This window comes from Vibrio sp. E14 (genome assembly GCF_020515785.1).
Classification (GTDB): domain Bacteria; phylum Pseudomonadota; class Gammaproteobacteria; order Enterobacterales; family Vibrionaceae; genus Vibrio; species Vibrio diabolicus.
This window is the reverse complement of the sequence record NZ_JAHPJI010000015.1, coordinates 1-26,022: the sequence shown is the minus strand read 5'-3', so window position 1 is coordinate 26,022 and position 26,022 is coordinate 1. Positions and strand designations below refer to the sequence as shown.

The window sequence follows — 26,022 nt, the reverse complement described above, 5'->3', positions numbered from 1 at the left end:
TGTACTCTTAGGTCAAAAATTTAGCACATAGAGATATTAACTCTTATTTGGGTGCTAATAACAACCTTTGCACGAAGAAATTTCGGAGCGAGAGTAAGAGATGGATAAGCTAATCGTTACCGGCATCGATATAGGCCATAACAGCCTCAAAGCCGTAGTACTTAAACCCACAGGCAACAATTACGCTCTGTTGGGTTACCAAGAAATATTACTAAAGGAAGGTATTGTCGCTGAAAATAACACTATAAATCATCAAGAAATTGTAAAGACCCTAAAGCTGATTAAAAAAGAACTGCCTTTTGGTGCTAAAAAGGTCGCAATTTCAGTGCCTGATAATTCGGTGATCAGTAAAAAATTGCAAATAGAACAAAACCTTGAAGATAGCGAAGTTGAGTTTGCTGTGATTCAGGCATTTTCTCATCAATCGCCATTCCCTGTCGAAGAGCTGAGTTTAGACTTCGTCCGTCTTCGTGCAGAAGATGGGTTGCGTGGGACTGATAACTATCAAGTGTTTGCGACAAGAAAAGATGTGGTCGATAGTCGCGTGGATGCATTACAAAAATCCGGACTAAAACCCGTTTTAGTGGACGTGCATTCACAAAGTCTTGGTCATATCTGGAAGCTCACCGCCGATCGCTTTCCTGACAAAAATAAGTACTGCTTACTCGATATTGGCACCTCATCGAGCTCCTTTACCATGTTTACCGAACAAGGTGAGCTGTTTCACAAAGAGTTTGCTTGCGGCACACGCGGAGCAAACAGCCCTGTTCAAGATGATTTGATGTCCGATGATGCTCAGGAGAAAACAGAGCTGTTTAATCGCCAAATCGTGGAACGGGTGAAACGTCAGATGCAGCTCTACACCTCAATTAATGGCTCGCAAAATATCAAAGGTATCTGGTTATCAGGGGAAGGAGCTTCGACACCAATGCTCGCGGAAGAGTTATCTCAGCAACTGTCACTAGAGTGTGAATTGCTAAACCCGCTAGGGCTATTTGAGATGAAGGTGTCCAAACGTAAACGTCGTGCCGCGGATTGGCAGCATTTCTCTACAGCCGCAGGACTCGCGATTCGTGGCATTCATTGGCTAGGAGGTGCGCGTGCTTTATCGCATTAATTTACTTCCTTGGCGAGAGAACCAAAGAGAAGAGCACCGACGTCGTTTCATTAGCTTGGTCGCGTTAGGCATGTTGGTCGCCATTGGTATTCAATGGGGTATTGGAAAGTTTTTTGAGTACCAACAAGATCAGCAGCAGGAGCGGCTTGATTACCTTACTCACTACATTGCTGAGCTCGACCAGCGTATTGAAGCAATGAAAATCGCCGAGCAAGAGCACAGCAAAATCCTCGAACGTTTAAAAGTGGTTGAAGGGTTACAAAACGGTAGAAACAAAACGACCGAGTTTATGAACTTGATGCCAGCCGTCATTCCTGAAGGTGTATATGTCGACAAGATCAAAATGAATGATCTGGAAATTGAGATCTCGGGGATCTCTGATAGCACTCCAAAACTTGCCACGATGCTGGACAACATGGAGCGTTCGGCCAAGTTGAATGATGTAGAAATGCACTCCATCGTTCACGGAAAAGCGCGTTTTGGAAAAGAGTTCCAAACGTTCAAAGTGTCTTTCATGTTCAAAGTGCCGGAGAAGAAAGTGGAGGCCCAGCATGGTTGATTGGCAGGATCTCGAAATAGATGAAATGGCAGAGTGGCCATTGTTGCCTCAGCTTGTGGTTATCGCGCTGCTGATTTTCCTAATTCAAGGTTTTGGCTATTGGTTTTACCTTAAGCCAAAAGAAGAGCAATTGAATAACTTGGTCCAGCAGGAGCAGACGCTCAAGGTGGCATTGAAGATCAAAGCGAACAAAGTAGCAGCATTGCCTCAGCTTCAATCTCAATTGGATGAACTCACCACGCGTTACGAATTATTGCTACAACAACTGCCCGCGCAAAAAGAGTTGGCTACGATGCTCGCTTCGGTGAATGAACTCGGTATCGACAATAAGTTGACCTTTACCCGTATCGACTGGGGTGAAAAGCAATCAGAGCATTTCCTCTATCGTCTTCCTTTAAACATTGAGTTAACGGGAGATTTTCATGACATCGGCCATTTTTCTCAGGCGATAGCAACGCTACCTCGAATCATCACGTTTAAAGATGTGACTTGGCAGCGTGTCAGCCAAGAAAGTGAAACTCTGCACTTTAGGGTACGAGCCAATACCTATCAGTTTAAGCCAGAGGAGACGAACAATGACAAGTAAGCATTTGTTACTGGTACTGATGGGGTCTCTGCTACTTGGATGTCAGGCGAATGATGAGTCATTAACGGATTTTATTCGAGGGGTGGAGAGTCAGGCGCGTCGAGATGTCGAGAAACTTAAGCCTGCAGATAAGTATGTTGCCGTCACGTACGCACCTGAAGTACAGCGTGCGCCCTTTGAGTTGCCAAAAGAAGCCACCATCGCCACTCAGCCCGTTGCAAGAAAAGATTGCTGGCAACCGCCTTCAAGAAGGCGCACTGGCAAATTAGAAAAATTCCCATTAAGCCAATTACGTTTGAAAGGAGTTATGGGCATGGGTAATACGGTTTCTGGTCTCGTTCAGGCACCCAATGGAACCGTTTATAAAGTGAAGCCGGGGCAATACCTCGGACGCAACAATGGCAAAGTGACCCACGTCAGCCATTCCTATTTGTTAATTAATGAAACGTTGCCCGACGGCTTAGGGTGTTGGCAGAAGCGTAAAGTTAAGTTGGCTTTGAGATAGCCCCATTTATTTTTGATATTGAGTAATGAAAATGAGACAAGGATTAACACGTACAACAAGGATACTAACTGGGCTCTTCTCCTTATGGTTGTTTGTATTTTTAGCCCCTTTAGTGGCAGCAGAAGAAGTATCGTCTAATGCCTTAAAGAGTATCGACTTTCGCACTAATAAAGATAAAGACGCCGTTATAGTCGTTGAACTGGCGTCACCTGCCGCGATTGTTGATGTCAAACGCGTACAGGAAGGGTTAAGTATCGATTTGCTTAATACTTCGGTAAAAGACGAGCAACTGTATCTCCTAGACGTAAAAGATTTCTCGACTGTGGTTGAAAGCGTAGAGGTGTTTCGCGATACCTCAACTACGCGCTTGGTTGCGCACATTAATGAAGAATATACGCATGATTACCGTTTAACGGGGCGATTCTTGGAAATCAAAGTGGCTAAGATCAAACCCAATGAGAAAGCCCCGGATAAAAGCATTCTAGAAAAAGAAGGCAAGCTCATTTCGATTAACTTCCAAGATATTCCTGTACGTAACGTGTTACAGCTGATTGCCGACTACAACCAGTTCAACTTGGTTGTTTCAGACTCCGTAGAAGGTAACCTCACACTTCGTCTTGATGGTGTTCCGTGGCAGCAAGTGCTGGATATTATTTTGCAAGTTAAGGGGTTAGATAAGCGTGTTGATGGCAACGTGATTCTGGTTGCTCCAACAGATGAGCTTGATCTGCGCGAAAAACAGCAACTCGAAAAGCAGCAGCTAGAACAAACGATGGGAGAGCTTTCGTCTGAAATCATCAAGGTAAACTTCGCCAAAGCTTCAGACATTGCAGAGATGATCAACGGAGAAGGGAACATCAGTATGTTGTCTGAGCGAGGCAGTATGACCATTGATGAGCGGACTAACTCGTTATTGATTCGTGAGCTACCTGAAAACATTGAAGTGATTCGAGAAATTATTGAATCTTTGGATATCCCGGTGAAGCAGGTTCAAATTGAAGCGCGTATTGTGACCATTAATGAAGGCAACATGGACGAGTTGGGAATTCGCTGGGGCTTTACCTCTATTAATGGCAATAACACGGTTGGTGGCTCTATCGAAAACAACCTTGCCACGATCGGTTTATATAACGGTGGTGGTGAAGGAGAAGACGGTGGTGACGGTGATGGAGTAGGTATCGATGACTTCCTAAACGTAAACTTAGCTGCAACCAGTCCAAACGCGACCAGCATTGCTTTTCAGGTTGCAAAATTAGGCTCAGACACATTGTTAGACCTCGAGCTTTCTGCGCTGCAACAAGAGTCCAAAGCTGAGATTATCTCAAGCCCACGTTTGATCACTACCAATAAGAAGCCTGCCTATATTGAGCAGGGTACCGAGATACCTTATCTAGAGTCCTCATCAAGTGGTGCTACGACGGTAACGTTTAAAAAAGCAGTATTGAGTTTGAAGGTGACGCCACAAATTACACCGGATAACCGTCTTGTGTTGGACTTAAGCGTTACGCAAGATAGACCTGGACAAGTCGTGAAAACAGGCACTGGTGAAGCCGTTGCGATTGATACTCAGCGTATCGGGACGCAAGTGTTAGTAAATAACGGTGAAACCGTCGTTCTTGGTGGTATTTTCCAGCACAGCATTACTAACTCGGTGGACAAAGTGCCTTTGTTAGGCGATCTGCCACTATTAGGTGCGCTTTTCCGTCGAAGTTATGAAAATGTTGGCAAAAGTGAGCTGTTAATTTTCGTCACCCCTAAGGTGGTGATTCAGTAGTTCTACCTCGTGAAAAACTGATTAAATCAAAAATAAAGTTGCAATAGTGGCACCATGCTTGGATAATTTCGGGTCTTATCACGAATTATCTGTGAGGAACTGGTGCCACAAGCCTTGTAGAACAGCGATTTAGCTGTGTTTTCTTGTGGCGATCTTATTGAATCAATGTTGTAAATTACTGCTAAACATGGCTGAGAAACGTAATATTTTCCTTGTTGGCCCAATGGGCGCCGGCAAAAGTACAATTGGTAGACATCTAGCACAGCAACTGCATATGGAGTTTGTTGACTCCGATACAGTGATCGAAGAACGCACTGGTGCAGACATCTCTTGGGTTTTTGATGTAGAAGGTGAAGAAGGCTTCCGCAAGCGTGAAGAAGCGGTACTTGAAGACCTAACACAAGAGCAAGGCATCGTGCTTGCGACTGGCGGTGGCTCTGTTAAGAGCAAAGAAAACCGTAATCGTCTTTCGGCACGTGGTGTTGTTGTTTACTTAGAAACGACGATTGAAAAGCAACTTGCGCGCACAAACCGTGACAAGAAGCGTCCTCTACTTCAAACGGACAACCCTCGCGAAGTATTGGAGCAATTAGCTGAAGAACGCAATCCTCTGTATGAAGAAGTAGCGGATTACACTGTTCGCACTGACGATCAGAGTGCAAAAGTGGTAGCCAACCAGATCGTAAAAATGCTAGAAGAGAGATAAGTTTTATCTTTTTTTTAATTGGAGCAAACCGATGGAACGGATTACGGTCAACCTAGCTGAGCGTAGCTACCCAATCTCTATTGGCGCCGGGTTATTTGAGGACCCGGCGTACCTCTCTCAAGTTCTCTCAAACAAAAATGCAAAACAAAAAGTTGTTGTGATCAGTAATGTCACAGTGGCGCCTTTGTATGCTGACAAAATTTTAAAGCAGCTCGAGCAGCTCGGTTGTAGTGCATCCTTGTTAGAATTGCCTGATGGCGAACAGTACAAAAACTTGGATGTGTTTAACCAAGTGATGAACTTCCTCCTCGAGGGGAATTTCGCTCGTGATGTTGTGATCATCGCGTTAGGTGGTGGCGTTATTGGCGACCTTGTGGGCTTTGCTTCTGCCTGTTACCAGCGTGGGGTCGACTTTATTCAAATACCAACCACATTGCTATCTCAAGTGGACTCTTCGGTGGGTGGAAAAACCGCGGTTAACCATCCGTTGGGTAAGAACATGATAGGTGCGTTTTACCAACCGAAAGCCGTGATCATCGATACCAACTGTTTATCGACGTTGCCTGAGCGTGAATTCGCAGCAGGTATCGCAGAAGTCATTAAGTACGGCATCATTTACGATGCAGACTTTTTTGTATGGTTAGAAGACAATCTTGAACGCTTGTACGCGTTGGATGAAGAAGCGCTTACCTATGCCATTGCACGTTGCTGTGAAATAAAAGCGGAAGTGGTGGCTCAGGATGAGAAAGAATCGGGCATCCGCGCTCTGCTCAACTTAGGTCACACCTTTGGCCATGCGATTGAAGCTGAGCTTGGCTATGGTAATTGGCTGCATGGTGAAGCGGTTTCTGCTGGCACGGTCATGGCGGCCAAAGCTTCGCACCTGCGCGGTCTTATCTCAGCAGAGCAATTTGAGCGTATTGTTGCTATTTTGCGTCGTGCCAAACTGCCTGTTTATACTCCAGACAGTATGAGCTTCGATGACTTCCTCAAACATATGATGCGAGATAAAAAAGTCCTCTCTGGTCAATTAAGATTAGTTCTACCTACAGGCATTGGTAGTGCCGAGGTCATTGCTGATACGACACAAGACGTACTCAAACAGGCGATAGACTTCGGTCGCGATATTTAACCTTGTAATGGCGCCTTTGGGCGTCATTCTTGTAGTGTATTAAGGTTATTAGATGAGTGTTGCTCACGTTCTGGAATTAGATTCTCAAATCGAGTTGCTTGATAGGTTAGGATTGCTGACTAATTTTGGTTCCAACTTCATTGCGATTAATGGTCATGATGGTTATGGAAAATCTTGGTTAGCGCAGCGATACCTTGAAGTGGGTGCCAGTAACAAGAATCAATGTTTGTTACTTTGTCATTCTAATCAAGATGATGTGCAGCGCCGCATCCTTATTTTGAGTCAACTGGTTTCGGACGCATTGTTTAATCAGCAAGAGCCTTTACTTGATAGCCTCGAAAGACTATTGGGTGATGAGCCTTGTGATATCGCGATTGTGGTTGATGATGCGCATTTATTAAGTGAGACGCTCGTTTCTGAGCTTTGGATGCTGGTTTTAGAGGCGCATCATAAGCCGAATTGGACCATCAATGTCTTATTATTTACGCAGTCTGGGCGCTTAGAAGGATTGCTGTCACGTCTCAGTTACGGACAAGAGATAAAGCCTGTTGAGCTTGATATTGATATGTTGTCCGAAGTGGAAGCCCGTCGTTTCTTTGAATCACTTGTTGCGCGCTATGTTGATGATGAGGCGGAGAAGCGGGTTCGAGATGCATTTAAAAAAGTTGACCCAGTACCGGGTGACATCATGGCGTTAGGAGAGATGAAAGTGGAAAAAAGGATCATTATCCGCTCGATTGTCGGTTCACCGCTGAATATTGCGTTAGTGGTATTAGCATTACTGTTGCTTGCTGCTGGTGGCTATTGGTGGATGTATAATCAACCAAGCCCTGATGATAAAGCGCAGCAAATTGCTGGTAGTTTAGAGCAAACGGCTATTCCAACTTTTGAAGATTCAGGAATCAGTGCTGCGCAGTCTTCACTACAATCTGTGACTGATGACACTAGCAGTGGTCTTGATGGCTCTGGCGCGATTGATGATTCTGATTCATTACCGCCAGCAGTAACGGAAGAAGTGGCGAGCGTTGGCAGTGATGACAATCAACAGAGAGTGGTGATTGAGTCGAATGTGGTCGATGCATTGCTTGAAGGTAAAGCTGATTCAGCAGACACAAAAGCGATTGATGATATCGTAGGTACTGATAAAGCAGAAACTGCTGATGAAACTGACTCTCCTTTGATTAAAGTCGTAAAACCAAATCAAGGTATGACGCAAACTTCTGCTCAGTCAGGAGAAGACGGTGCGAAGCAGCCTGTGGTTAAGTTTTCATTTGCTCGCGAAGAATTAAAAGCACTATCACCAAGAGCCTATACACTGCAGCTTGCTGCTATGACGTCAATGGAGGATGTACAAGCCTTCCTCGATGAGCATCAGCTGAATAATCAAGTACGAATTTATCCTACCGTTCGCAATGACACCGAGTGGTATATCATCACATACCAAGATTATCCGACAATTCAAATGGCTCGCGATGCCGTTGCAAGCTTGCCTGATTCGGTTAAGTCGGTGAGTCCTTGGGCAAAATCACTCCGTCAGGTTCATCGCGAAATTGATCGCGTGAAATAAACCTGAGCTTCGCTGAAAAATATGTTACATTCCGCAGCCTTAATTTTTGGTCGATAGATAGAGCAGTAGATGAAAAAGCAACGAGCCTTTCTTAAATGGGCAGGAGGAAAATACGGACTGGTTGAAGACATCCAACGTCATTTACCGCCGGCTCGAAAGCTAGTTGAACCTTTTGTTGGCGCGGGCTCAGTTTTTCTGAATACCGACTATGACCATTACCTACTGGCAGATATCAATCCAGATCTGATCAATCTGTACAACCTACTGAAAGAACGCCCTGAAGAGTATATCTCTGAAGCGAAGCGTTGGTTTGTCGCTGAGAACAACCGTAAAGAAGCTTACTTACACATTCGCGCTGAGTTTAATAAAACCGATGACGTGATGTACCGCTCTTTAGCGTTTTTGTACATGAACCGCTTTGGTTTTAATGGTCTATGCCGTTACAACAAAAAAGGCGGTTTTAACGTTCCGTTCGGTTCATATAAAAAGCCTTACTTCCCAGAGGCGGAATTGGAGTTTTTTGCCGAAAAAGCTAAGAAAGCCACGTTCGTTTGTGAAGGTTATCCAGAAACTTTTCGCCGAGCACGTAAGGGGAGTGTGGTGTATTGCGATCCTCCTTATGCACCGCTTTCAAACACGGCAAATTTCACCTCATACGCAGGTAATGGTTTCACGTTGGATGATCAGGCTGCATTAGCCGACATTGCTGAAAGAACGGCGACTGAGCGTGGTATTCCGGTTCTGATTTCTAACCACGACACTACGTTGACGCGTCGGTTGTATCACGGTGCAGATCTCAATGTAGTAAAAGTAAAGCGCACCATTAGCCGCAATGGCAGTGGTCGTAATAAAGTCGATGAGCTGCTTGCTCTTTTTCATGCCCCTGAGATGGATCAACCAAGCTCTTAGTTCTCACACTATTAAATCTAAATAGTGGATCTCCCCACTGGCTTCGGTAGAATTGCGCGCAGATTGTTTGCTCATTACTACTGAGGTCAGGTATGAAAGATTTTCTTATTGCTCCATCCATTTTATCGGCAGATTTTGCTCGTCTCGGTGAAGATGTCGAGAAAGTACTCGCAGCGGGTGCGGATGTGGTACATTTCGACGTTATGGATAACCACTATGTACCAAACCTGACTTTTGGTGCACCTGTGTGTAAAGCACTACGCGATTACGGCATCACAGCGCCAATCGATGTTCACCTAATGGTGAAACCGGTTGACCGCATTATTCCTGATTTCGCAAAAGCGGGTGCGTCGATGATTACATTCCATGTGGAAGCTTCCGATCATGTAGACCGTACACTGCAGTTAATTAAAGAGCACGGCTGTAAGGCTGGTGTGGTACTAAACCCAGCAACGCCACTTGCGAGCCTTGAGTTCATCATGGACAAAGTCGACATGATTCTACTGATGTCGGTTAATCCTGGCTTTGGTGGTCAATCATTCATTCCTCACACACTAGATAAACTGCGTGCAGTTCGTAAGATGATCGATGAGTCTGGTCGCGATATCCGTTTAGAAATTGATGGCGGTGTGAAGGTTGACAACATTCGTGAAATCGCAGAAGCGGGCGCAGACATGTTTGTTGCAGGCTCGGCGATTTTCGGTCAGCCAGATTACAAACAAGTGATCGACCAAATGCGCACGGAACTGGCTGAAGTGAAATAAGTCCTGATATACGCGCGATAATGCCCTGATTTTACAGGCTGTCACTTTATTGGCAGCCTTTGTTATTTCTAGCGTTGGATGAAATAAAATATCCCCTGCGTTGAGCAAATAATCACTTGCCTATTTTGCGCCCTTTCTGTACTATTCGTGCTCCTTAAACTCAGTCAATTATCTTTAGTTCCTTGCTTCCTCTGGACGACTGAGCCATTTGTGGAAGCTGAATAATCCGTAAGGAGCAACCAATGCGTCATTACGAAATCGTATTCATGGTGCACCCAGATCAAAGCGAGCAAGTTGCTGGCATGATCGAGCGTTACACTGGTTCAATCACTGAAGCTGGCGGTAAAATCCACCGTCTAGAAGACTGGGGCCGTCGTCAACTGGCTTACCCAATCAACAAGCTTCACAAAGCTCACTACGTTCTTATGAACGTTGAAGCTGACCAAGCTGTAATTGATGAGCTAGAAACTGCTTTCCGTTTCAACGATGCAGTTCTACGTAACATGATCATGCGTACTAAAGCAGCGATCACTGAGCAATCTATCATGCTTAAGCAAAAAGAAGAGCGTGCTCCACGTCGTGAAGAGCGTTCTGAAGCTAAGCCTGAAGCTAAGTCAGAAGCTGCTGAGTAAGTTTTCTTATGGCCAATCGAATGGAGCTGAGCGGCACCATTGCCAAACCGCCCATTCGTAGTAAAAGCCCTGGTGGCATTGAACACTGTCGGTTTTGGCTGGAGCATCGCTCTACTATTATCGAAGCTGACTTACCTCGACAAGTTTATTGTCGTATGCCGGTAGTCGTCAGCGGGCTTGGGTCACAAGCACTAACTCAGAATTTAGTTCAAGGCAGTAACATTAAGGTAAGTGGTTTTGTCACTTATCAAACCGGCCGAAATGGCGTGGGAAAATTAGTGTTACACGCCGACAACATTACTCAAATTTAAGATCAGGAGATAGCCCATGGCTCGTTTCTTCCGTCGTCGTAAATTCTGCCGTTTCACTGCAGAAGGCGTACAAGAGATTGATTACAAAGACGTAGCAACTCTTAAAAACTACATCACTGAAGCTGGTAAAATCGTACCTAGCCGTATCACTGGTACAAGCGCTAAGTACCAGCGTCAACTAGCACGTGCTATCAAGCGTTCACGCTACCTAGCTCTACTACCGTACACTGACAAGCATCAGTAATCGGTTCATTTTATTAAGAAAGAGGATTAAGCAATGCAAGTTATTCTACTTGATAAAATTGGTAACCTAGGTGGTCTTGGCGATACTGCAAACGTTAAATCTGGCTACGCTCGTAACTTCCTTATCCCACAAGGTAAAGCAGTTATGGCAACTAAAGCTAACGTTGAAATGTTTGAAGCTCGTCGTGCTGAACTAGAAGCTAAAGTTGCTGAGCAACTAGCTGCTGCAGAAGCTCGCGCAGAGAAAGTTAACGCTCTAGAAGCTGTAGTTATCGCTTCTAAAGCTGGTGACGAAGGCAAACTATTCGGTTCTATCGGTACTCGTGACATCGCTGACGCTATCACAGCTGCAGGCGTTGAAGTTGCTAAGAGCGAAGTTCGCCTTCCTGAAGGTGCTCTACGTACAACTGGTGAGTTCGAGATCAGCGTTCAACTTCACTCTGAAGTTTTCGCAACTGTGAACCTACAAGTTGTTGCTGCTGAGTAATTCAGTATCAAGACGAAATACTAAAAAGCACCTCTTCGGAGGTGCTTTTTTTATTTCTAAAACTGGGAGAAAAAACGGGTTAAAAAGCGAAGAGTAAATTAACGGAAAATACGCTATCCGCTTTGCTTAAGCCTTCAGGCACTTTATCGTGATACTGACGAGAGTGTGCCAGTTTCAGTGCAATATCTTCAGTAATATCATTGGTCACGCTTAGCTCACTATCGGCTCGTGTATTACTTTTACCTGTTACCAACGTAATATCAGCCGCGAAACTCAGATTATCTAGTGCGTGCCAAGTCGTATTGATATTCCCTCGAAAAATGCCTTCTCGAACGATATCGGGAAAGACAATGTCGTCATCATCTATTTCGTCTAAATTTGGTTCTTGATAACGAAAACCAGGACCGACTTCTACCTCTAAAATGAAGTTTTCAGTGTAGGAAAACTGGTAACCCAAACCACCTGATAAGGTGTAGTCTTTAAAATAGGCACTGTAACGAGAATCCACCCCTTTAAAGCTGCCATACAAATACGTTTTAGGACCTAACTTGTAGTCACTCTGTAGGGCGTAGGTGGATGAGCGTTTGTCTTCTTCACCGTCTTTGTACAAGTTGTAGTACTTCCATTCACCATTAGAACGGTGTCGACCTGACGTATATTCAGCACTCAAACGAGCATTCAGGGAACGAGAGTCCGTGTTACCTGTGTGAGCTTGATAGCCGAACTCCACCTCGGTTTTTAATGGGTCGGGCACATCAATATTTTGCTCTGGCTGTACTGATTCGTCAGCATACGATGCACTAGCGCATAGTAGGCTAAAGCTAAGTAACCAGTATCGGGACACATCAACCTCGAACGTAATTAAAAAGGAGGGGCATGATACTGATACAGATATTTTGTTGGGTCAATGGTAGGTTAATTTTTATTAGAGCTGGGCGGAAGAACCAGGCTATTACTTGTGCGGTTCGCATGTTGATTTCTTAACAAGTAATTGTCGCTTCGGGGAAGCATCTCAGTTAGGTTAAGGTTATAATCGTGGGTCAATAGTAGTTATCGAGCAAAGTCATGGCGGAAAACAGAAATCGCAAACCTTCAGACAGTCAGGTCGACGCAATCAAAGTGCCACCTCACTCACTAGAAGCCGAGCAATCAGTAATTGGTGGTCTTTTACTGGACAATGAACGTTGGGACACCGTTGCCGAACGTGTTGTAAGCAGTGATTTCTATAGTCGTCCGCATCGCCTAATTTTTGAAGGTGTAAAAACCATTCTTGAAGCGGGCAAGCCTCTCGATCTTATTACTTTATCGGAATACTTGGAGCGTCACGAGCAATTAGAAGATGTGGGCGGTTTTGCTTACCTTGCAGATTTGGCGAAAAACACGCCAAGTGCCGCTAACATTAATGCGTACGCTGATATTGTTGCCGAGCGTGCGATCGTCCGTGGTTTGATCGGTGTCGCGAATGAGATTGCGGATGCGGGTTACGATCCTCAAGGTCGAAGTTCGGAAGATCTGATTGATATGGCGGAGAGTAAAGTTTTCGCCATCGCTGAGTCACGAACCAGTGAAAACGAAGGGCCACAAAATGTCGATAACATCCTCGAAAAGACGTTAGAACGTATCGAGTTGTTATATAAAACGCCGCAAGATGGTGTAACGGGTGTCGACACAGGTTTCACTGACCTCAATAAGAAAACCGCAGGTTTGCAAGGTTCTGATTTGGTGATTGTCGCGGCGCGTCCATCGATGGGTAAAACGACCTTTGCGATGAACTTGTGTGAAAATGCGGCCATGCAACAAGAGAAACCTGTGCTTATTTTCTCGCTAGAGATGCCAGCCGAGCAGTTGATGATGCGTATGTTGGCCTCTTTGTCTCGCGTTGACCAAACCAAGATCCGTACGGGTCAGTTGGATGACGAAGACTGGGCGCGTATTTCTTCTACTATGGGTATCTTGATGCAGAAGAAAAACATGTACATTGATGACAGCTCCGGTCTAACTCCGACCGAAGTGCGTTCACGCGCTCGCCGTATCGCACGTGAACATGGCGGTCTGTCGATGATCATGGTCGACTACCTTCAGCTTATGCGCGTGCCTGCACTCTCTGATAACCGTACGCTGGAAATCGCGGAGATTTCGCGCTCTCTGAAAGCGCTGGCAAAAGAGCTGAATGTGCCCGTCGTGGCGCTGTCTCAGCTTAACCGTTCCCTAGAGCAACGTTCAGATAAACGCCCAGTAAACTCGGACTTGCGTGAGTCGGGCTCTATCGAGCAGGATGCCGACTTGATCATGTTCATCTACCGTGACGAGGTGTATCACCCAGATAGCCCATACAAAGGCACGGCAGAAATCATCATTGGTAAGCAACGTAACGGCCCTATCGGCTCTGTGCGGCTCACCTTCCAAGGTCAACACTCGCGCTTTGACAACTACGCGGGTCCTGCATTCGATATTGATGATGAGTAACCCCATGAGCTATATGAAAGCGGCCAAGGCGTGCATTGATTTGTCTGCGTTGCAGCACAACTTACAGCGCGTGAAAGCGCAAGCGCCCCAAAGTAAAGTGATGGCTGTAGTGAAGGCCAATGGCTATGGTCACGGATTACGTCACGTTGCAAAACATGCCAACCATGCGGATGCCTTTGGCGTAGCTCGCATTGAAGAAGCGTTGCAACTGCGCGCTTGTGGCGTGGTAAAGCCAATTCTATTGCTAGAAGGTTTTTACTCCCCAGGTGACTTACCTGTTCTTGTGACGAACAACATCCAAACGGTGGTTCATTGTGAAGAGCAGCTTATCGCCTTGGAGCAAGCCGACCTTGAAACTCCGGTTGTCGTGTGGCTCAAGATTGATAGTGGGATGCACCGTCTTGGCGTTCGCCCTGAACAATATGATGAGTTTGTCACGCGGTTGAAAGAGTGTCCAAATGTAGCCAAGCCGTTACGTTACATGAGTCACTTTGGATGTGCAGATGAGCTGGATAGTCATATCACTCCCCAACAGATTGAGCTGTTTAAGTCGTTGACCTCTGGTTGTCAGGGGGAGCGTTCACTTGCGGCATCTGCGGGGTTGTTGGCATGGCCTCAAAGCCATTTGGATTGGGTTCGTCCGGGCATCATCATGTATGGTGTATCGCCATTTGATGACAAGACCGCACAAGATCTGGGGTATCAACCCGTGATGACACTTAAATCCCATCTTATTGCGGTACGTGAAGTTAAGAAGGGCGAAAGTGTTGGCTACGGCGGTATGTGGACCAGTAAGCGAGATACAAAAGTCGGTGTCATCGCTGTAGGGTATGGCGACGGTTACCCAAGAAGTGCCCCGAATGGCACTCCGGTTTGGGTAAATGGTCGTAAAGTACCTATCGCAGGTCGAGTTTCCATGGATATGCTGACGGTCGATTTGGGACCAGATGCAACGGATAAAGTCAGCGACGAAGCGATTCTTTGGGGGAAAGAGCTCCCAGTAGAAGAAGTGGCGGGTCACATTGGTACGATTGCGTATGAACTCGTGACTAAGCTAACGCCTCGCGTCGAGATGGAGTACTCAAAATAAACAGCGAAAGGCTAACCTAAGGTTAGCCTTTGTTTTATCTACTCACCGTTAATCGTAGCAATAACGCGGCGGCCGCCGCCAAAGTCTCGGTGCTCACCCAAGTAAATGCCCTGCCATGTTCCTAAAGCTAATCGACCATTTTGGATTGGTATTGTAACACTACTGCCAAGCAGCGATGCTTTAATGTGTGCTGGCATGTCGTCATCACCCTCATAGGTGTGCTGATAATAAGGAGCACGCTCTGGTACAAACTTGTTGAAATGCGATTCCATGTCCATACGCACGGTTGGATCAGCATTCTCATTTAAGGTCAAACTGGCGGAGGTATGCTGAATAAATAGGTGTAATAAACCTACTGAAAGCTCGTTTATTTGTGGTAATTGTTGTTCAATTTCATCAGTTATTAGGTGAAAACCGCGGCTTCTCGCTTTTAATTGCAGTGTTTTTTGTGCCCACATACGTGTTCCTTTGGAAATTTATAAATTGGCGTCTATCCTATTCCAATTAGAGCCTGTCATTAGTAAGTGATATGATTCTTGTCATCGTAAATGAATTGTTCATTTTCAGGGCAGGGAACGTGACCTAACTCAATGTGAGTGTAAATACTCTCAGTCATAATTGGCACCTGAAAAAAAATTACAAAGACTTGTTTTGTGGCAATTCGCCCAAACATCTAATTAATATTCTATTTGCTAAATCGGGGATTCCACAGTTTTCGCTAGACTGTAAGGAATGGAACCTACTGTAACATCGGGATAAAGACCATGTTGAAAAATATCAATCCAACGCAAACACAAGCTTGGAAAGCGCTAACTGCGCATTTCGAATCTGCACAAGATATGGATCTTAAAGAGTTATTTGCTCAAGACGCAGCGCGTTTCGACAAATACTCTGCACGTTTCGGCTCAGACATCCTAGTCGATTACTCAAAGAACCTCATCAATGAGGAAACTCTGAAGCACCTGTTCGCTCTTGCGAACGAGACTGAGCTGAAATCTGCAATTGAAGCGATGTTCAGTGGTGAAGCGATCAACCAAACAGAAGGTCGCGCTGTTCTTCACACTGCACTACGTAACCGCGCGAATACACCAGTAATGGTAGACGGCGAAGACGTAATGCCAGCAGTGAACGCGGTTCTAGAAAAAATGAAATCATTCACTGAACGCGTTATCGGCGGTGAGTGGAAAGGTTACACAGGTAAAGCAATTACAGATATCGTGAACATCGGTATCGGTGGTTCTGACCTTGGTCCTTACATGGTGACGGAAGCTCTAGCACCGTACAAAAATCATCTAAACCTTCACTTCGTATCTAATGTTGATGGTACTCACATCGTTGAAACGTTGAAGAAAGTTAACCCAGAAACGACGCTATTCTTGATCGCGTCTAAGACGTTCACAACGCAAGAAACCATGACTAACGCGCACACTGCTCGTGATTGGTTTTTAGAGTCAGCGGGCGATCAAGCTCACGTGGCTAAGCACTTTGCTGCGCTTTCAACGAACGCGACAGCCGTGTCTGAATTCGGTATCGATACCGCGAACATGTTCGAATTCTGGGACTGGGTTGGTGGCCGTTACTCACTATGGTCTGCAATCGGTTTATCAATCGCATTAGCGGTAGGTTACGACAACTTCGTTGAGCTGCTTGAAGGTGCTCACGAGATGGACAAGCACTTCGTATCAACAGACCTAGAAAGCAACATCCCTGTGATCCTTGCGCTTATCGGTATTTGGTACAACAACTTCCACGGTGCGGAATCAGAAGCTATCTTACCTTACGATCAGTACATGCACCGTTTCGCGGCGTACTTCCAACAAGGTAACATGGAATCAAACGGTAAATACGTTGACCGTGAAGGCAATGCCGTGACTTACCAAACGGGCCCTATTATTTGGGGTGAACCAGGTACCAACGGTCAGCACGCGTTCTACCAACTGATTCACCAAGGCACTAAGCTGATCCCATGTGACTTCATTGCACCTGCAATCAGCCACAACCCAGCTAGCGATCATCACCAAAAACTGATGTCCAACTTCTTTGCACAAACTGAAGCACTAGCGTTTGGTAAGAGTGAAGAAACAGTGAAAGAAGAGTTGGTGAAAGCAGGTAAGAACGCTGAAGAAGTGGCAGCGATTGCGCCATTCAAAGTGTTTGAAGGTAACCGTCCAACAAACTCTATCCTAGTGAAGCAAATCACGCCTCGTACGCTAGGTAACTTGATCGCAATGTACGAACACAAAATTTTCGCACAAGGTGTTATCTGGAATATCTTCAGCTTTGACCAATGGGGCGTGGAGCTAGGTAAACAACTGGCTAACCAAATCCTACCTGAGCTTGCAGACGAGTCTCAAATCAGCTCGCATGACAGCTCAACAAATGGTCTAATCAACGCATTTAAAGCGTTCAAAGCTTAATGTTTGGTTTGAATAGATAAAGAAAAGGTCAGCAAATGCTGACCTTTTTTATTGCCTGAGGCAAAAACAAAATAGGTTGGCCAGTGCCAACCTATTTTTTCTCTTTTATTCGAAGCAAATTTCGATAAAGGCATTTCCCCATTGGGAAGAGAAAGGCATGATAATAATTGAGCCTTCACACTTGTGGCGAATCGTATGGCCTCGGCCAGAAACCACTACCGGTGTTGCCATATCAAAATCAAAACCACTTTCCGCCAGAATGCGTTTCGCACCACCAGTAACCATGTTGGTGATCTCACCCACCATATCGGTGACCTCTTCATTGAGTCCATTTGGACGCTCACCAAGCATGTTCTGCATGATTTCTAGAGCTAGCGCTTCATCAAAGGTAATCGACATTGAACCACGAGTTTGTGGACCTACCATGCCAATCAGACCAGAAACGTCACCTCGTGCGATCTCATCTTTTTTGATTCGCGGTTTTTGTGGCTTCAGCTCAAGAGAAGCCATGGTTTTTAGCACGTTCATTAAAGAAGCTAAAAACGGGTTTACAAATTCAGCGCGCATAACGTTCTTCTATACTTTTTCTTTCGTCTCGGAGGAACAGGCCTGGCATTCACCATGAGTTTCAATAACTTGGTTGGTCAGTTTGAATCCATGCTTCTCGGCGTTTTCGGCTAACAAGGATATCAGCGTCTCATCTTCGAGTTCAACGACATCACCACATTTATCGCAAATTAGTAATTGGAAAAAGTGCTGCTGAGTATTGAAAGAACAACAAGTAATAAAGCTATTTGTCGATTCCACTCGGTGGATGAAGCCTTGCTCTAGGAGAAAATCTAATGCTCGATAAACAGTGGGAGGCTTAGCCTGAGGCTCACTCTCTTTTAGTTGCTCCAATAGCTCATACGCACTTGAGGCGCGGCGATTAGAACAAATGAGTTCAAATACGCGTCGGCGTTGCGGAGTCAATCGTACTCCACGCTCTGCGCAGATACTTTCAATTTGTTCAATGATTGTTGGGTTCAAACCTTTCACCATAACTATCGGACGTGCTCTATGATAAATCATTTCTATACGAAGTTCGTTTAGAAATGCTTCATTTTACCCACTATCAGAACGAAAATCATGAATTAAAGCAAGTCGGTGGTGGTGTGAAGTCGGAATAGTCATCACAGAATGAATCAACGAGTGACAGATTCGTATTACTGCTGCATATTCCTAAGCATTTGGCTAGCCGGACAACCAAATCATTCTCGCTGAAACTAGCACCTAGAGGTGCTTGGGTATACAATACCCGACTTATTTTTTGAGCGTACTGCTGCGCTCGACCTTGGCAACATAAAAACGGGTGTTTATATCATGACTCATTCTTGCAGGCTCTCCGTAGCACCAATGCTCGACTGGACCGATCGTCATTGTCGCTACTTCCATCGCTTAATGACCAAAGAAACCCTGCTGTACACTGAAATGGTGACGACAGGTGCGATCATTCATGGAAAAGGGGATTTCCTAGCTTACAACGAAGAAGAGCATCCGTTGGCGCTTCAGTTGGGTGGTTCAAACCCAGAAGACTTGGCAAAGTGTGCCAAACTGGCTCAAGAGCGTGGCTACGATGAGGTTAACCTCAATGTGGGTTGCCCGTCTGACCGTGTACAAAACGGTCGCTTTGGTGCTTGCCTAATGGCGGAACCACAGTTGGTTGCGGATTGTGTCGCTGCAATGAAGGACGTGGTTGATATTCCTGTGACAGTCAAGACTCGTATTGGTATTGATGATCAAGATTCTTACGAGTTCCTAACGGATTTTGTTTCTATTGTCTCAGAAAAGGGGGGCTGTGAGCAGTTCACTATCCACGCGCGTAAAGCTTGGTTAAGTGGTCTTAGTCCGAAAGAAAACCGTGAGATCCCACCATTGGATTACCCACGAGCTTACCAATTGAAGCAAGATTTTTCTCACTTAACCATTGCTATTAACGGTGGTGTAAAGTCACTAGAAGAAGCTAAAGAACATCTTCAGCATCTTGATGGTGTGATGATTGGTCGTGAGGCTTACCAAAGCCCATATCTACTGGCATCGGTAGATCAAGAGTTATTTGGCTCTAATGCTCCAGTGAAGAAACGCAGCGAAATTGTTGAAGAAATGTACCCATACATTGAAGCGCAATTAGCGAAAGGTGCGTACCTTGGTCATATTACCCGTCATATGTTAGGTTTATTCCAAAGCATGCCAGGTGCTCGTCAATGGCGTCGTCATATCAGTGAAAATGCGCACAAGCCGGGTTCTGGTTTAGAAGTGCTGCAAGACGCGTTAGCGAAGATTCCAAAAGAATTGAATGTGTAAAATTCACCAGTGGTTGGCTAAAATTGCCAACTAAAGAATGATAAAGCCAGAGTGCAGAAATGCCTCTGGCTTTATTTTTGAATAAAAATCATTGTGTTATCGTCATCTTGGTAAGTTGGTATGGAAACTGCTCTGTTTATTAAAAACAAATGGAGAAGTGATTATGTTGGAGCTAATCTTTATTTTAGTCTTTGCGGCGACCCTATTGGTTACCGGTATCACAATGATGACCGTATTCGCAGCAACCGGTATCGCGTTAGTTGTGATGTTTTTACTGGGAATGGTCGGAGCGGTACTCAAACTATTGCCATGGTTAATCGTGATTGCATTGGGTGTTTGGTTCTTCAAAAATTACGTTGCCCAGCCCCGCTATAAATAACGAGTGACATGATTTAGTTGATAGAGAGACGTGAGAGTATGGTATATTTCCTCTCACGTCTTCAACGTGAACATCAGCTATCTCGGAGTACACACTACATGACAAATAAAGCGACCATCGCTTTAACAGCATTATCGTTGGCAGTATCTTTTCCTGTTTTTGCAGAATATTCTGTATCGACGAAAGTCGGCGCAGAGATCTGGGCTGCTGACACTAAAGTAAATGAAGTAAGACGAGATAGCAGCACAACAGGCGCATTTTACGCGGCGATTGAGCATGATGTGAAATACGTTCCTAATGCGCGTTTTCGTTACTCGAGCATTGATGCTGATTATATGGGGTTCGATAAGCTCGATTTCACCATGTACTACCAAGTTCTGGAGCATGATTTATTGCATTTTGATGCGGGTGTTACATTCAGTAATTTAAGTGACACTAAATACATTGATGCTGGCTCAAACAAGCGTATAGAAGAGTTTGATGAGCTGATTTGGGCTTGGTACGGTTACGCAGAGATTCAAGTTCCGGACACAAATTTTGATGTGATTGGTGAGATAAACTTTGGTGACAACAAAGGTATCAAAAGCACTGATTTCATGGCCGGTGTTCAATACCATGTACCGCTCGAAAAAGCTCAACTGGCTTTTCGTGGTGGTTACCGCGTGATTGATTTGGAGTCCGAGAAATTCATGTCGGATCTAGGGAAAGAGTTTATTTTTGCTAACGGCTTTTTTGTGAGTGCAGAATACGCATTCTAAATGCAGCCAGATTAGATACTCGATTTTTTTAAAACGTCGCTTTATAAGCGGCGTTTTTTTATATCACTTCATTATATCCAATCGAATTTTCTGCCTATTTTGCTGACTTAGACCATGCTTACCTAGGAGCAATGTGAAAGTTAAAGCAGGGATAGCTATGACAATAAACGAACTAAGACATCTATTCCGTGAAAACCAGCTTGTCGAAGCGATTATTGAACCTGCAATCCAAGAGGGTGGCTGGGTTGTGGAGTTCAGACATGCGCGCGGTGGTTTTGTTTTTCTGACGGACAGTCATGGTGAAGAATGTCTTTATGAAGATTTGGATGCAGCGTCAAAATCGGCAATGGCAGTAGGCTTTCAACAAGTCCGCATTGAAGATCGATGAGCAAAAAGTAAGCCGTTCTTACTTCCAAAAAGTTATAAAACATTCACTTCTATTCTTTCTTGTTATTAAGGAGAGTGGGTACTCTATCGTCACGCAATGAATAGGGATGTCGTGATAATGTCTTTTCAAAAGAATGAGTATTCTCACAAGAATGTGTCTGAAGATAATAATGGGCAAGGAGGAACTCCTCCAATCGCAAGCCCTCTGAATGACCAACAAATTAGCTCACTCCAACAAACTGTCTCTGAGTTGTCTTCACAGCAACTTGCTTGGGTCAGTGGGTATTTTTGGGGATTAGCTCAAAATCAACCAAATACAGCGGTAACGCCAATTGCACAAGCGACGGCAGCCGTATCAGCGAAGCCTGCAGGTAAGTTGAGTATTATTTTTGCTTCCCAAACTGGCAACGCTAAAGGCGTTGCTGAAGCTCTAGAACAGGAAGCAAAAGCAGAAGGAATTGCTGTCGAACTTTTTGATGCAAGTGATTACAAAGGTAAAAACTTAGCCAAAGAAACACATGTCATTATTGTGGCATCGACGAACGGCGAAGGCGAAGCACCAGATAACGCTATAGAGCTACACGAGTTTTTGCAATCTAAGAAAGCTCCTAAGCTGTCAAACCTTCAATATGGCGTTATTGCTCTGGGTGACTCGAGCTACGAATTCTTCTGCCAAACCGGTAAAGACTTCGACGCTTACCTATCAAAGTTAGGCGCGACCCCATTTATCGATCGTCTTGATTGCGATGTGGATTATGAAGCACCAGCAGCTGAATGGCGTAAGAATGCGTTAGGTAAGGTAAAAGATACGCTTTCTTCTGGCACTGAAGCGGATGTGGTTCAACTTCCTGTGGGTCAGGCGGCGACTGCGCACTCTCCTTACAATAAACAAAACCCATACACAGCGACGTTACTGACCAGTCAAAAAATCACGGGTCGTGATTCTGGAAAGGATGTTCGTCATATAGAAATTGACTTGGAAGGTTCGGGGTTAACGTATCAGCCTGGTGATGCGCTAGGTGTGTGGTTTGAAAATAGTTCAGAACTTGCTAATGCCATTCTTGGTAAGGTCGGTTTGTCTGGGGTTGAAACCGTTGATGTTGATGGCGAAAGCTTGTCAATCCATAGTGCTCTCGTGAGTAAATATGAAATCACAACATCTAACCCTCAGCTCATTACAAAGTTTGCCGAGTTATCCGGTAGCAAGAAGCTACAAAAGCTGGTTGACGATAAAGATAAACTTCGCGAGTACTCTGCAAATACTCAAATTGTTGATGTATTGGCAGAGAAGAAAACCAAGTTAACCGCAGATGAGTTGATTAGTTTGCTTCGTCGTCTTACTCCTCGCCTTTACTCTATTGCATCAAGCCAAGAAGAGGTCGATGAAGAAGTACACCTAACGGTTGCTTTGGTTGAGTACGAACAAAACGACGAAAAACGATATGGTGGTGCGTCGAGCTTCTTAGCACAGCGTCTCGAAGAGGGAGATGAAGTTAAAGTATTTGTTGAGCATAACAACAACTTTAAACTGCCGGAAGATGATAGCACTCCAATTATCATGGTTGGTCCAGGCACAGGGATCGCACCATTCCGTAGCTTTATTCAGGAACGTGAAAACCGCGATGCTGAAGGCAAAAACTGGTTGTTCTTTGGTGATCGTACTTTCACTCAAGACTTCTTATACCAAGTTGAATGGCAAAAGTACCTCAAGTCAGGAGTACTAAGCCGATTGGATGTTGCTTTTAGTCGTGACCAAGTAGAAAAAGTTTACGTACAACATCGCATCTTAGAAAACGCAGCTCAAGTGTGGCAGTGGATCCAAAAAGGCGCTTATATCTATGTCTGCGGTGATGCCACTCGTATGGCAAAAGATGTGCACGACGCACTGGTTATCGTTGCTGAACAAGAAGGCAAGATGCCGCGTGACGATGCGGAACAATTTATTAATGACCTACGTAAAGCGAAACGTTATCAGAGGGATGTGTACTAATGACTTTTTCTACGGACAATAATAAGCAGGTTGTATTAGGTGAAGAGTTAGGGCCGCTATCTGATAACGAGCGCCTGAAGCGAGAAAGTAACTTATTACGTGGCACCATTGAGCAAGATTTACAGGACCGTATTACTGGTGGCTTTACTGCCGACAACTTCCAGTTAATTCGTTTCCACGGTATGTATCAACAAGACGATCGTGATATCCGTAATGAACGCACAAAGCAAAAACTGGAACCATTACATAATGTGATGCTTCGTGCTCGTATGCCTGGAGGCATCATCACGCCAACGCAATGGTTAGCGATCGACAAGTTCGCAACGGAGCACTCTTTATATGGAAGTATTCGTCTGACGACTCGCCAAACGTTCCAGTTTCATGGGGTATTAAAACCGAATATTAAGTTGATGCATCAAACGCTCAACAGTATTGGCATTGATTCGATTGCAACCGCGGGTGATGTAAACCGTAACGTGTTGTGTACCACTAACCCGGTCGAATCAGAACTTCATCAAGAAGCTTATGAATGGGCGAAGAAGATCAGTGAACACCTGCTTCCAAAAACACGTGCTTACGCTGAGATTTGGCTGGACGGTGAGAAAGTAGAAAGCACTGAAGAAGATGAGCCTATTCTGGGTAAAAACTATTTACCGCGTAAGTTTAAAACGACGGTGGTGATCCCACCGCAAAATGACGTAGACGTTCATGCCAATGATCTTAACTTCGTAGCAATTGCGGATAACGGCAAGTTGGTAGGCTTTAACGTTTTAGTTGGCGGCGGCCTAGCGATGACACATGGTGATACGTCAACTTATCCGCGCCGCGCTGACGACTTAGGTTTCATCCCATTAGAGAAAACGCTTGATGTTGCAGCGGCGGTGGTTACCACTCAGCGTGATTGGGGTAATCGCTCAAACCGTAAGAATGCCAAAACCAAATACACACTTGACCGTGTAGGTACTGATGTCTTTAAAGCCGAAGTCGAAAAGCGAGCAGGCATTCAGTTTGAAGCAAGCCGCCCGTACGAGTTTACTGAGCGTGGTGACCGTATTGGTTGGGTAGAAGGAATTGATGGTAAATATCATTTAGCGCTTTTCATCGAAAACGGTCGCTTATTAGACTTTCCAGGTAAACCACTTAAGACGGGTGTTGCTGAAATTGCCAAAATCCATAAAGGCGATTTCCGTATGACTGCCAACCAGAACTTAATTGTTGCGGGGGTACCTAAAAGCGAAAAAGCGAAGATCGAAAAGATCGCTCGTGAACATGGCTTGATGGATGACAATATCAGTGAGCAGCGCAAAAATTCAATGGCGTGTGTTGCCTTTCCAACGTGTCCGTTAGCAATGGCAGAGGCAGAGCGTTTTCTTCCTCAGTTTGTTACTGATGTGGAGGGGATTTTGGAAAAGCACAACCTACCAGAAAATGACAACATCATTTTGCGTGTAACTGGATGTCCAAACGGTTGTGGTCGCGCCATGTTGGCTGAAATTGGTTTAGTTGGTAAAGCGCCAGGTCGTTACAACCTACATTTAGGTGGTAACCGTGCTGGTACTCGAGTACCAAAAATGTACAAAGAGAACATCACGGATAAGCAAATCTTAGAAGAGATTGATCTGCTGGTGGCTCGATGGTCGAAAGAGCGTGAAGAAGGCGAAGCCTTCGGCGATTTCACAATTCGTGCTGGTATTATCCAAGAAGTGCTCGTATCAAAGAGGGACTTTCATGCTTGATTCTGTAGCATCCAGGCTTGAGCTTACAGAGTTATTGACATTAACAAAGACGGAGCAAATCCTCCGTCTTGCTCAAATTAATGTCGAGCTCGAAAAGCTTTCGGCACAAGATAGAGTAAAGTGGGCTTTAGAAAATCTAGAGGGCGAGTTTGCGGTTTCTTCTAGTTTTGGTATTCAAGCCGCGGTTATGCTTCATTTAGTGACTCAAGTCAAAGCGGATATCCCCGTCATTCTAACCGATACAGGATACCTGTTTGCTGAAACCTATCAATTCATTGATGAGCTGACAGATGCTCTCAACCTAAACTTAAAAGTTTATCGAGCGAAAGAAAGTGCGAATTGGCAAGAGGCTCGATATGGAAAGTTATGGGAGCAGGGTGTAGAGGGAATTGAAAAATACAACAAGCTCAATAAAGTGGAGCCAATGCGTCGAGCGCTAAAAGAGCTTAATGTTGGAACGTGGTTCTCTGGACTACGTCGAGAGCAAAGTAAATCACGAGCAGGTTTACCGATACTATCAATTCAGAACGGTGTGTTTAAGTTTTTGCCAGTAATTGACTGGACTAATAAAGACGTTCATTACTACTTAGAACAACACGGCCTTAAATACCACCCATTGTGGGATGAAGGTTACCTTTCAGTTGGTGATACTCATACCACTCGTAAATGGGAGCCGGGAATGTCAGAGGAAGAAACTCGATTCTTTGGTTTAAAACGAGAGTGTGGTTTACATGAAGATGATGGTTCAGAACAAGATGGGTCCGGCATATAACCATAGTGACCTTTAAATCGAGTTTAGAGTAAATAAAGAAAGCTGCAATAAAGCAGCTTTCTTTATTTATAGCACCTGAAAAACACGCTTTATAGAATAACTCTGTGGATAAGTTGTGCGAGTTCTTGGGGTAAAGTTGAATAAATAAAGCTTTGATCGAAAACTCATCGCTTAACCATTATTTTTGCAATTTTTGAAAAATAACGCTTGCCAATGTGAGCGCGATCTCTATAATGCCTCCTCGTCGACAGGGCAAGGGCTCACAAGGGTTTAAGCAAAGTCGGCAAGGCTGAAAAGAAAAACGAAATAATTTGAAAAAGTGTTTGACACAATAAATTATCTCGCTAGAATGGCCGCCTCTTCCGAAGTGATGTCAATCACAAAGAAGAGTT

General features: G+C 44.8%; 28 protein-coding genes. 24 read left to right on the top strand and 4 right to left on the bottom strand.

The window, feature by feature from the left end; translation table 11 throughout:
- Positions 1 to 100 precede the first annotated feature (100 nt).
- From pilM to rplI, 14 genes are all read left to right on the top strand, one after another.
- Positions 101 to 1,117, top strand: coding sequence for a type IV pilus biogenesis protein PilM (gene pilM, locus LIX84_RS22130; RefSeq protein WP_226422176.1), 1,017 nt, complete (start codon positions 101 to 103; stop codon positions 1,115 to 1,117).
- The gene (locus LIX84_RS22125) at positions 1,101 to 1,676 is read left to right on the top strand and encodes a PilN domain-containing protein (RefSeq protein ID WP_046874634.1); all 576 of its coding nucleotides are present in this window, start codon (positions 1,101 to 1,103) and stop codon (positions 1,674 to 1,676) included. Before pilM ends, LIX84_RS22125 begins: the two co-directional genes overlap by 17 nt.
- Complete coding sequence (locus LIX84_RS22120; protein WP_012841351.1) at positions 1,669 to 2,262, top strand: type 4a pilus biogenesis protein PilO; 594 nt, start codon at positions 1,669 to 1,671, stop codon at positions 2,260 to 2,262. The genes LIX84_RS22125 and LIX84_RS22120 overlap by 8 nt, the downstream gene beginning before the upstream one ends.
- Complete coding sequence (locus LIX84_RS22115; RefSeq protein WP_005395715.1) at positions 2,252 to 2,767, top strand: pilus assembly protein PilP; 516 nt, start codon at positions 2,252 to 2,254, stop codon at positions 2,765 to 2,767. The genes LIX84_RS22120 and LIX84_RS22115 overlap by 11 nt, the downstream gene beginning before the upstream one ends.
- A gap of 31 nt (positions 2,768 to 2,798) precedes the next feature.
- Positions 2,799 to 4,541, top strand: coding sequence for a type IV pilus secretin PilQ (locus tag LIX84_RS22110; protein ID WP_080955983.1), 1,743 nt, complete (start codon positions 2,799 to 2,801; stop codon positions 4,539 to 4,541).
- A gap of 187 nt (positions 4,542 to 4,728) precedes the next feature.
- Complete coding sequence (gene aroK / locus LIX84_RS22105) at positions 4,729 to 5,247, top strand: shikimate kinase AroK (protein WP_005381319.1); 519 nt, start codon at positions 4,729 to 4,731, stop codon at positions 5,245 to 5,247.
- Positions 5,248 to 5,278: 31 nt separating this feature from the next.
- Positions 5,279 to 6,379 (top strand): 3-dehydroquinate synthase, encoded by a 1,101-nt coding sequence (gene aroB, locus LIX84_RS22100; protein ID WP_226422175.1) that lies wholly within the window; start codon positions 5,279 to 5,281, stop codon positions 6,377 to 6,379.
- A 52-nt stretch (positions 6,380 to 6,431) separates the two neighbouring features.
- Entirely contained in the window at positions 6,432 to 7,946 is a 1,515-nt protein-coding gene (locus tag LIX84_RS22095; protein WP_226422174.1) for an SPOR domain-containing protein, read from the top strand.
- A 69-nt stretch (positions 7,947 to 8,015) separates the two neighbouring features.
- Entirely contained in the window at positions 8,016 to 8,855 is an 840-nt protein-coding gene (locus LIX84_RS22090; protein ID WP_005395710.1) for a Dam family site-specific DNA-(adenine-N6)-methyltransferase, read from the top strand.
- Between the two features lie 92 nt (positions 8,856 to 8,947).
- A complete protein-coding gene (rpe, locus tag LIX84_RS22085; RefSeq protein ID WP_226422173.1) occupies positions 8,948 to 9,619 on the top strand; it encodes a ribulose-phosphate 3-epimerase in 672 nt (223 codons plus the stop codon).
- A 242-nt stretch (positions 9,620 to 9,861) separates the two neighbouring features.
- A complete protein-coding gene (gene rpsF / locus LIX84_RS22080) occupies positions 9,862 to 10,251 on the top strand; it encodes a 30S ribosomal protein S6 (RefSeq protein ID WP_005381299.1) in 390 nt (129 codons plus the stop codon).
- A gap of 8 nt (positions 10,252 to 10,259) precedes the next feature.
- Positions 10,260 to 10,562 carry a primosomal replication protein N gene (gene priB / locus LIX84_RS22075; protein ID WP_005381298.1) on the top strand — a complete coding sequence of 101 codons (303 nt, stop codon included), beginning with the start codon at positions 10,260 to 10,262 and terminating at the stop codon, positions 10,560 to 10,562.
- Positions 10,563 to 10,578: 16 nt separating this feature from the next.
- Positions 10,579 to 10,806 (top strand): 30S ribosomal protein S18, encoded by a 228-nt coding sequence (rpsR, locus tag LIX84_RS22070; protein WP_000090472.1) that lies wholly within the window; start codon positions 10,579 to 10,581, stop codon positions 10,804 to 10,806.
- Positions 10,807 to 10,839: 33 nt separating this feature from the next.
- Positions 10,840 to 11,292 (top strand): 50S ribosomal protein L9, encoded by a 453-nt coding sequence (gene rplI, locus LIX84_RS22065; RefSeq protein WP_005381278.1) that lies wholly within the window; start codon positions 10,840 to 10,842, stop codon positions 11,290 to 11,292.
- Between the two features lie 79 nt (positions 11,293 to 11,371).
- Here rplI and LIX84_RS22060 read toward each other — a convergent pair whose 3' ends face one another.
- Positions 11,372 to 12,136: a DUF481 domain-containing protein gene (locus LIX84_RS22060; protein ID WP_006743223.1), complete on the bottom strand. Its 765-nt coding sequence runs from the start codon at positions 12,134 to 12,136 to the stop codon at positions 11,372 to 11,374.
- A 221-nt stretch (positions 12,137 to 12,357) separates the two neighbouring features.
- Between LIX84_RS22060 and LIX84_RS22055 the strand changes: the two genes are divergently transcribed.
- Positions 12,358 to 13,758 (top strand): replicative DNA helicase, encoded by a 1,401-nt coding sequence (locus LIX84_RS22055; protein WP_005395704.1) that lies wholly within the window; start codon positions 12,358 to 12,360, stop codon positions 13,756 to 13,758.
- Between the two features lie 13 nt (positions 13,759 to 13,771).
- Positions 13,772 to 14,848: an alanine racemase gene (gene alr / locus LIX84_RS22050; RefSeq protein WP_041853013.1), complete on the top strand. Its 1,077-nt coding sequence runs from the start codon at positions 13,772 to 13,774 to the stop codon at positions 14,846 to 14,848.
- A gap of 38 nt (positions 14,849 to 14,886) precedes the next feature.
- On the opposite strand, the gene LIX84_RS22045 is transcribed toward alr, so the two are convergent.
- Positions 14,887 to 15,306 (bottom strand): secondary thiamine-phosphate synthase enzyme YjbQ, encoded by a 420-nt coding sequence (locus tag LIX84_RS22045; RefSeq protein WP_226422172.1) that lies wholly within the window; start codon positions 15,304 to 15,306, stop codon positions 14,887 to 14,889.
- Between the two features lie 306 nt (positions 15,307 to 15,612).
- Between LIX84_RS22045 and pgi the strand changes: the two genes are divergently transcribed.
- Positions 15,613 to 17,265 (top strand): glucose-6-phosphate isomerase, encoded by a 1,653-nt coding sequence (pgi, locus tag LIX84_RS22040; protein ID WP_226422171.1) that lies wholly within the window; start codon positions 15,613 to 15,615, stop codon positions 17,263 to 17,265.
- 105 nt (positions 17,266 to 17,370) lie between these two features.
- On the opposite strand, the gene LIX84_RS22035 is transcribed toward pgi, so the two are convergent.
- Positions 17,371 to 17,832 carry a chemotaxis protein CheX gene (locus tag LIX84_RS22035; protein WP_005381269.1) on the bottom strand — a complete coding sequence of 154 codons (462 nt, stop codon included), beginning with the start codon at positions 17,830 to 17,832 and terminating at the stop codon, positions 17,371 to 17,373.
- Positions 17,833 to 17,841: 9 nt separating this feature from the next.
- Complete coding sequence (gene zur / locus LIX84_RS22030) at positions 17,842 to 18,306, bottom strand: zinc uptake transcriptional repressor Zur (RefSeq protein WP_005381268.1); 465 nt, start codon at positions 18,304 to 18,306, stop codon at positions 17,842 to 17,844.
- A gap of 321 nt (positions 18,307 to 18,627) precedes the next feature.
- On the opposite strand from zur, the gene dusA reads away from it, so the two are divergent.
- From dusA to LIX84_RS21995, 7 genes are all read left to right on the top strand, one after another.
- Entirely contained in the window at positions 18,628 to 19,608 is a 981-nt protein-coding gene (dusA, locus tag LIX84_RS22025) for a tRNA dihydrouridine(20/20a) synthase DusA (RefSeq protein WP_053807698.1), read from the top strand.
- Between the two features lie 163 nt (positions 19,609 to 19,771).
- On the top strand, positions 19,772 to 19,987 hold the full coding sequence (gene pspG / locus LIX84_RS22020; RefSeq protein ID WP_005398086.1) for an envelope stress response protein PspG: 216 nt from the start codon (positions 19,772 to 19,774) through the stop codon (positions 19,985 to 19,987).
- Positions 19,988 to 20,085: 98 nt separating this feature from the next.
- On the top strand, positions 20,086 to 20,745 hold the full coding sequence (locus tag LIX84_RS22015; RefSeq protein ID WP_164667082.1) for a TIGR04219 family outer membrane beta-barrel protein: 660 nt from the start codon (positions 20,086 to 20,088) through the stop codon (positions 20,743 to 20,745).
- Between the two features lie 157 nt (positions 20,746 to 20,902).
- Complete coding sequence (locus LIX84_RS22010; protein ID WP_005455817.1) at positions 20,903 to 21,133, top strand: hypothetical protein; 231 nt, start codon at positions 20,903 to 20,905, stop codon at positions 21,131 to 21,133.
- A 117-nt stretch (positions 21,134 to 21,250) separates the two neighbouring features.
- Positions 21,251 to 23,122 carry an assimilatory sulfite reductase (NADPH) flavoprotein subunit gene (locus LIX84_RS22005; protein WP_226422170.1) on the top strand — a complete coding sequence of 624 codons (1,872 nt, stop codon included), beginning with the start codon at positions 21,251 to 21,253 and terminating at the stop codon, positions 23,120 to 23,122.
- Positions 23,122 to 24,858, top strand: coding sequence for an assimilatory sulfite reductase (NADPH) hemoprotein subunit (gene cysI / locus LIX84_RS22000; protein WP_006743229.1), 1,737 nt, complete (start codon positions 23,122 to 23,124; stop codon positions 24,856 to 24,858). Before LIX84_RS22005 ends, cysI begins: the two co-directional genes overlap by 1 nt.
- Positions 24,851 to 25,630 (top strand): phosphoadenylyl-sulfate reductase, encoded by a 780-nt coding sequence (locus LIX84_RS21995; protein ID WP_006743230.1) that lies wholly within the window; start codon positions 24,851 to 24,853, stop codon positions 25,628 to 25,630. Before cysI ends, LIX84_RS21995 begins: the two co-directional genes overlap by 8 nt.
- Positions 25,631 to 26,022 lie beyond the last annotated feature (392 nt).

Bases quoted from the DNA above. Each gene is read 5' to 3' on its own strand.
- zur (WP_005381268.1), bottom strand. From the start codon at position 18,306: ATGGTGAAAGGTTTGAACCCAACAATCATTGAACAAATTGAAAGTATC.
- aroB (WP_226422175.1), top strand. From the start codon at position 5,279: ATGGAACGGATTACGGTCAACCTAGCTGAGCGTAGCTACCCAATCTCT.
- LIX84_RS22090 (WP_005395710.1), top strand. From the start codon at position 8,016: ATGAAAAAGCAACGAGCCTTTCTTAAATGGGCAGGAGGAAAATACGGA.
- LIX84_RS22015 (WP_164667082.1), top strand. From the start codon at position 20,086: ATGACAAATAAAGCGACCATCGCTTTAACAGCATTATCGTTGGCAGTA.
- LIX84_RS21995 (WP_006743230.1), top strand. From the start codon at position 24,851: ATGCTTGATTCTGTAGCATCCAGGCTTGAGCTTACAGAGTTATTGACA.
- LIX84_RS22035 (WP_005381269.1), bottom strand. From the start codon at position 17,832: ATGCGCGCTGAATTTGTAAACCCGTTTTTAGCTTCTTTAATGAACGTG.
- LIX84_RS22095 (WP_226422174.1), top strand. From the start codon at position 6,432: ATGAGTGTTGCTCACGTTCTGGAATTAGATTCTCAAATCGAGTTGCTT.
- LIX84_RS22010 (WP_005455817.1), top strand. From the start codon at position 20,903: ATGACAATAAACGAACTAAGACATCTATTCCGTGAAAACCAGCTTGTC.
- LIX84_RS22110 (WP_080955983.1), top strand. From the start codon at position 2,799: ATGAGACAAGGATTAACACGTACAACAAGGATACTAACTGGGCTCTTC.
- alr (WP_041853013.1), top strand. From the start codon at position 13,772: ATGAAAGCGGCCAAGGCGTGCATTGATTTGTCTGCGTTGCAGCACAAC.
- rplI (WP_005381278.1), top strand. From the start codon at position 10,840: ATGCAAGTTATTCTACTTGATAAAATTGGTAACCTAGGTGGTCTTGGC.
- rpsR (WP_000090472.1), top strand. From the start codon at position 10,579: ATGGCTCGTTTCTTCCGTCGTCGTAAATTCTGCCGTTTCACTGCAGAA.
- pilM (WP_226422176.1), top strand. From the start codon at position 101: ATGGATAAGCTAATCGTTACCGGCATCGATATAGGCCATAACAGCCTC.
- rpsF (WP_005381299.1), top strand. From the start codon at position 9,862: ATGCGTCATTACGAAATCGTATTCATGGTGCACCCAGATCAAAGCGAG.
- LIX84_RS22055 (WP_005395704.1), top strand. From the start codon at position 12,358: ATGGCGGAAAACAGAAATCGCAAACCTTCAGACAGTCAGGTCGACGCA.
- cysI (WP_006743229.1), top strand. From the start codon at position 23,122: ATGACTTTTTCTACGGACAATAATAAGCAGGTTGTATTAGGTGAAGAG.
- LIX84_RS22115 (WP_005395715.1), top strand. From the start codon at position 2,252: ATGACAAGTAAGCATTTGTTACTGGTACTGATGGGGTCTCTGCTACTT.
- rpe (WP_226422173.1), top strand. From the start codon at position 8,948: ATGAAAGATTTTCTTATTGCTCCATCCATTTTATCGGCAGATTTTGCT.
- LIX84_RS22120 (WP_012841351.1), top strand. From the start codon at position 1,669: ATGGTTGATTGGCAGGATCTCGAAATAGATGAAATGGCAGAGTGGCCA.
- dusA (WP_053807698.1), top strand. From the start codon at position 18,628: ATGACTCATTCTTGCAGGCTCTCCGTAGCACCAATGCTCGACTGGACC.
- LIX84_RS22045 (WP_226422172.1), bottom strand. From the start codon at position 15,306: ATGTGGGCACAAAAAACACTGCAATTAAAAGCGAGAAGCCGCGGTTTT.
- pgi (WP_226422171.1), top strand. From the start codon at position 15,613: ATGTTGAAAAATATCAATCCAACGCAAACACAAGCTTGGAAAGCGCTA.
- aroK (WP_005381319.1), top strand. From the start codon at position 4,729: ATGGCTGAGAAACGTAATATTTTCCTTGTTGGCCCAATGGGCGCCGGC.
- pspG (WP_005398086.1), top strand. From the start codon at position 19,772: ATGTTGGAGCTAATCTTTATTTTAGTCTTTGCGGCGACCCTATTGGTT.
- LIX84_RS22005 (WP_226422170.1), top strand. From the start codon at position 21,251: ATGTCTTTTCAAAAGAATGAGTATTCTCACAAGAATGTGTCTGAAGAT.
- priB (WP_005381298.1), top strand. From the start codon at position 10,260: ATGGCCAATCGAATGGAGCTGAGCGGCACCATTGCCAAACCGCCCATT.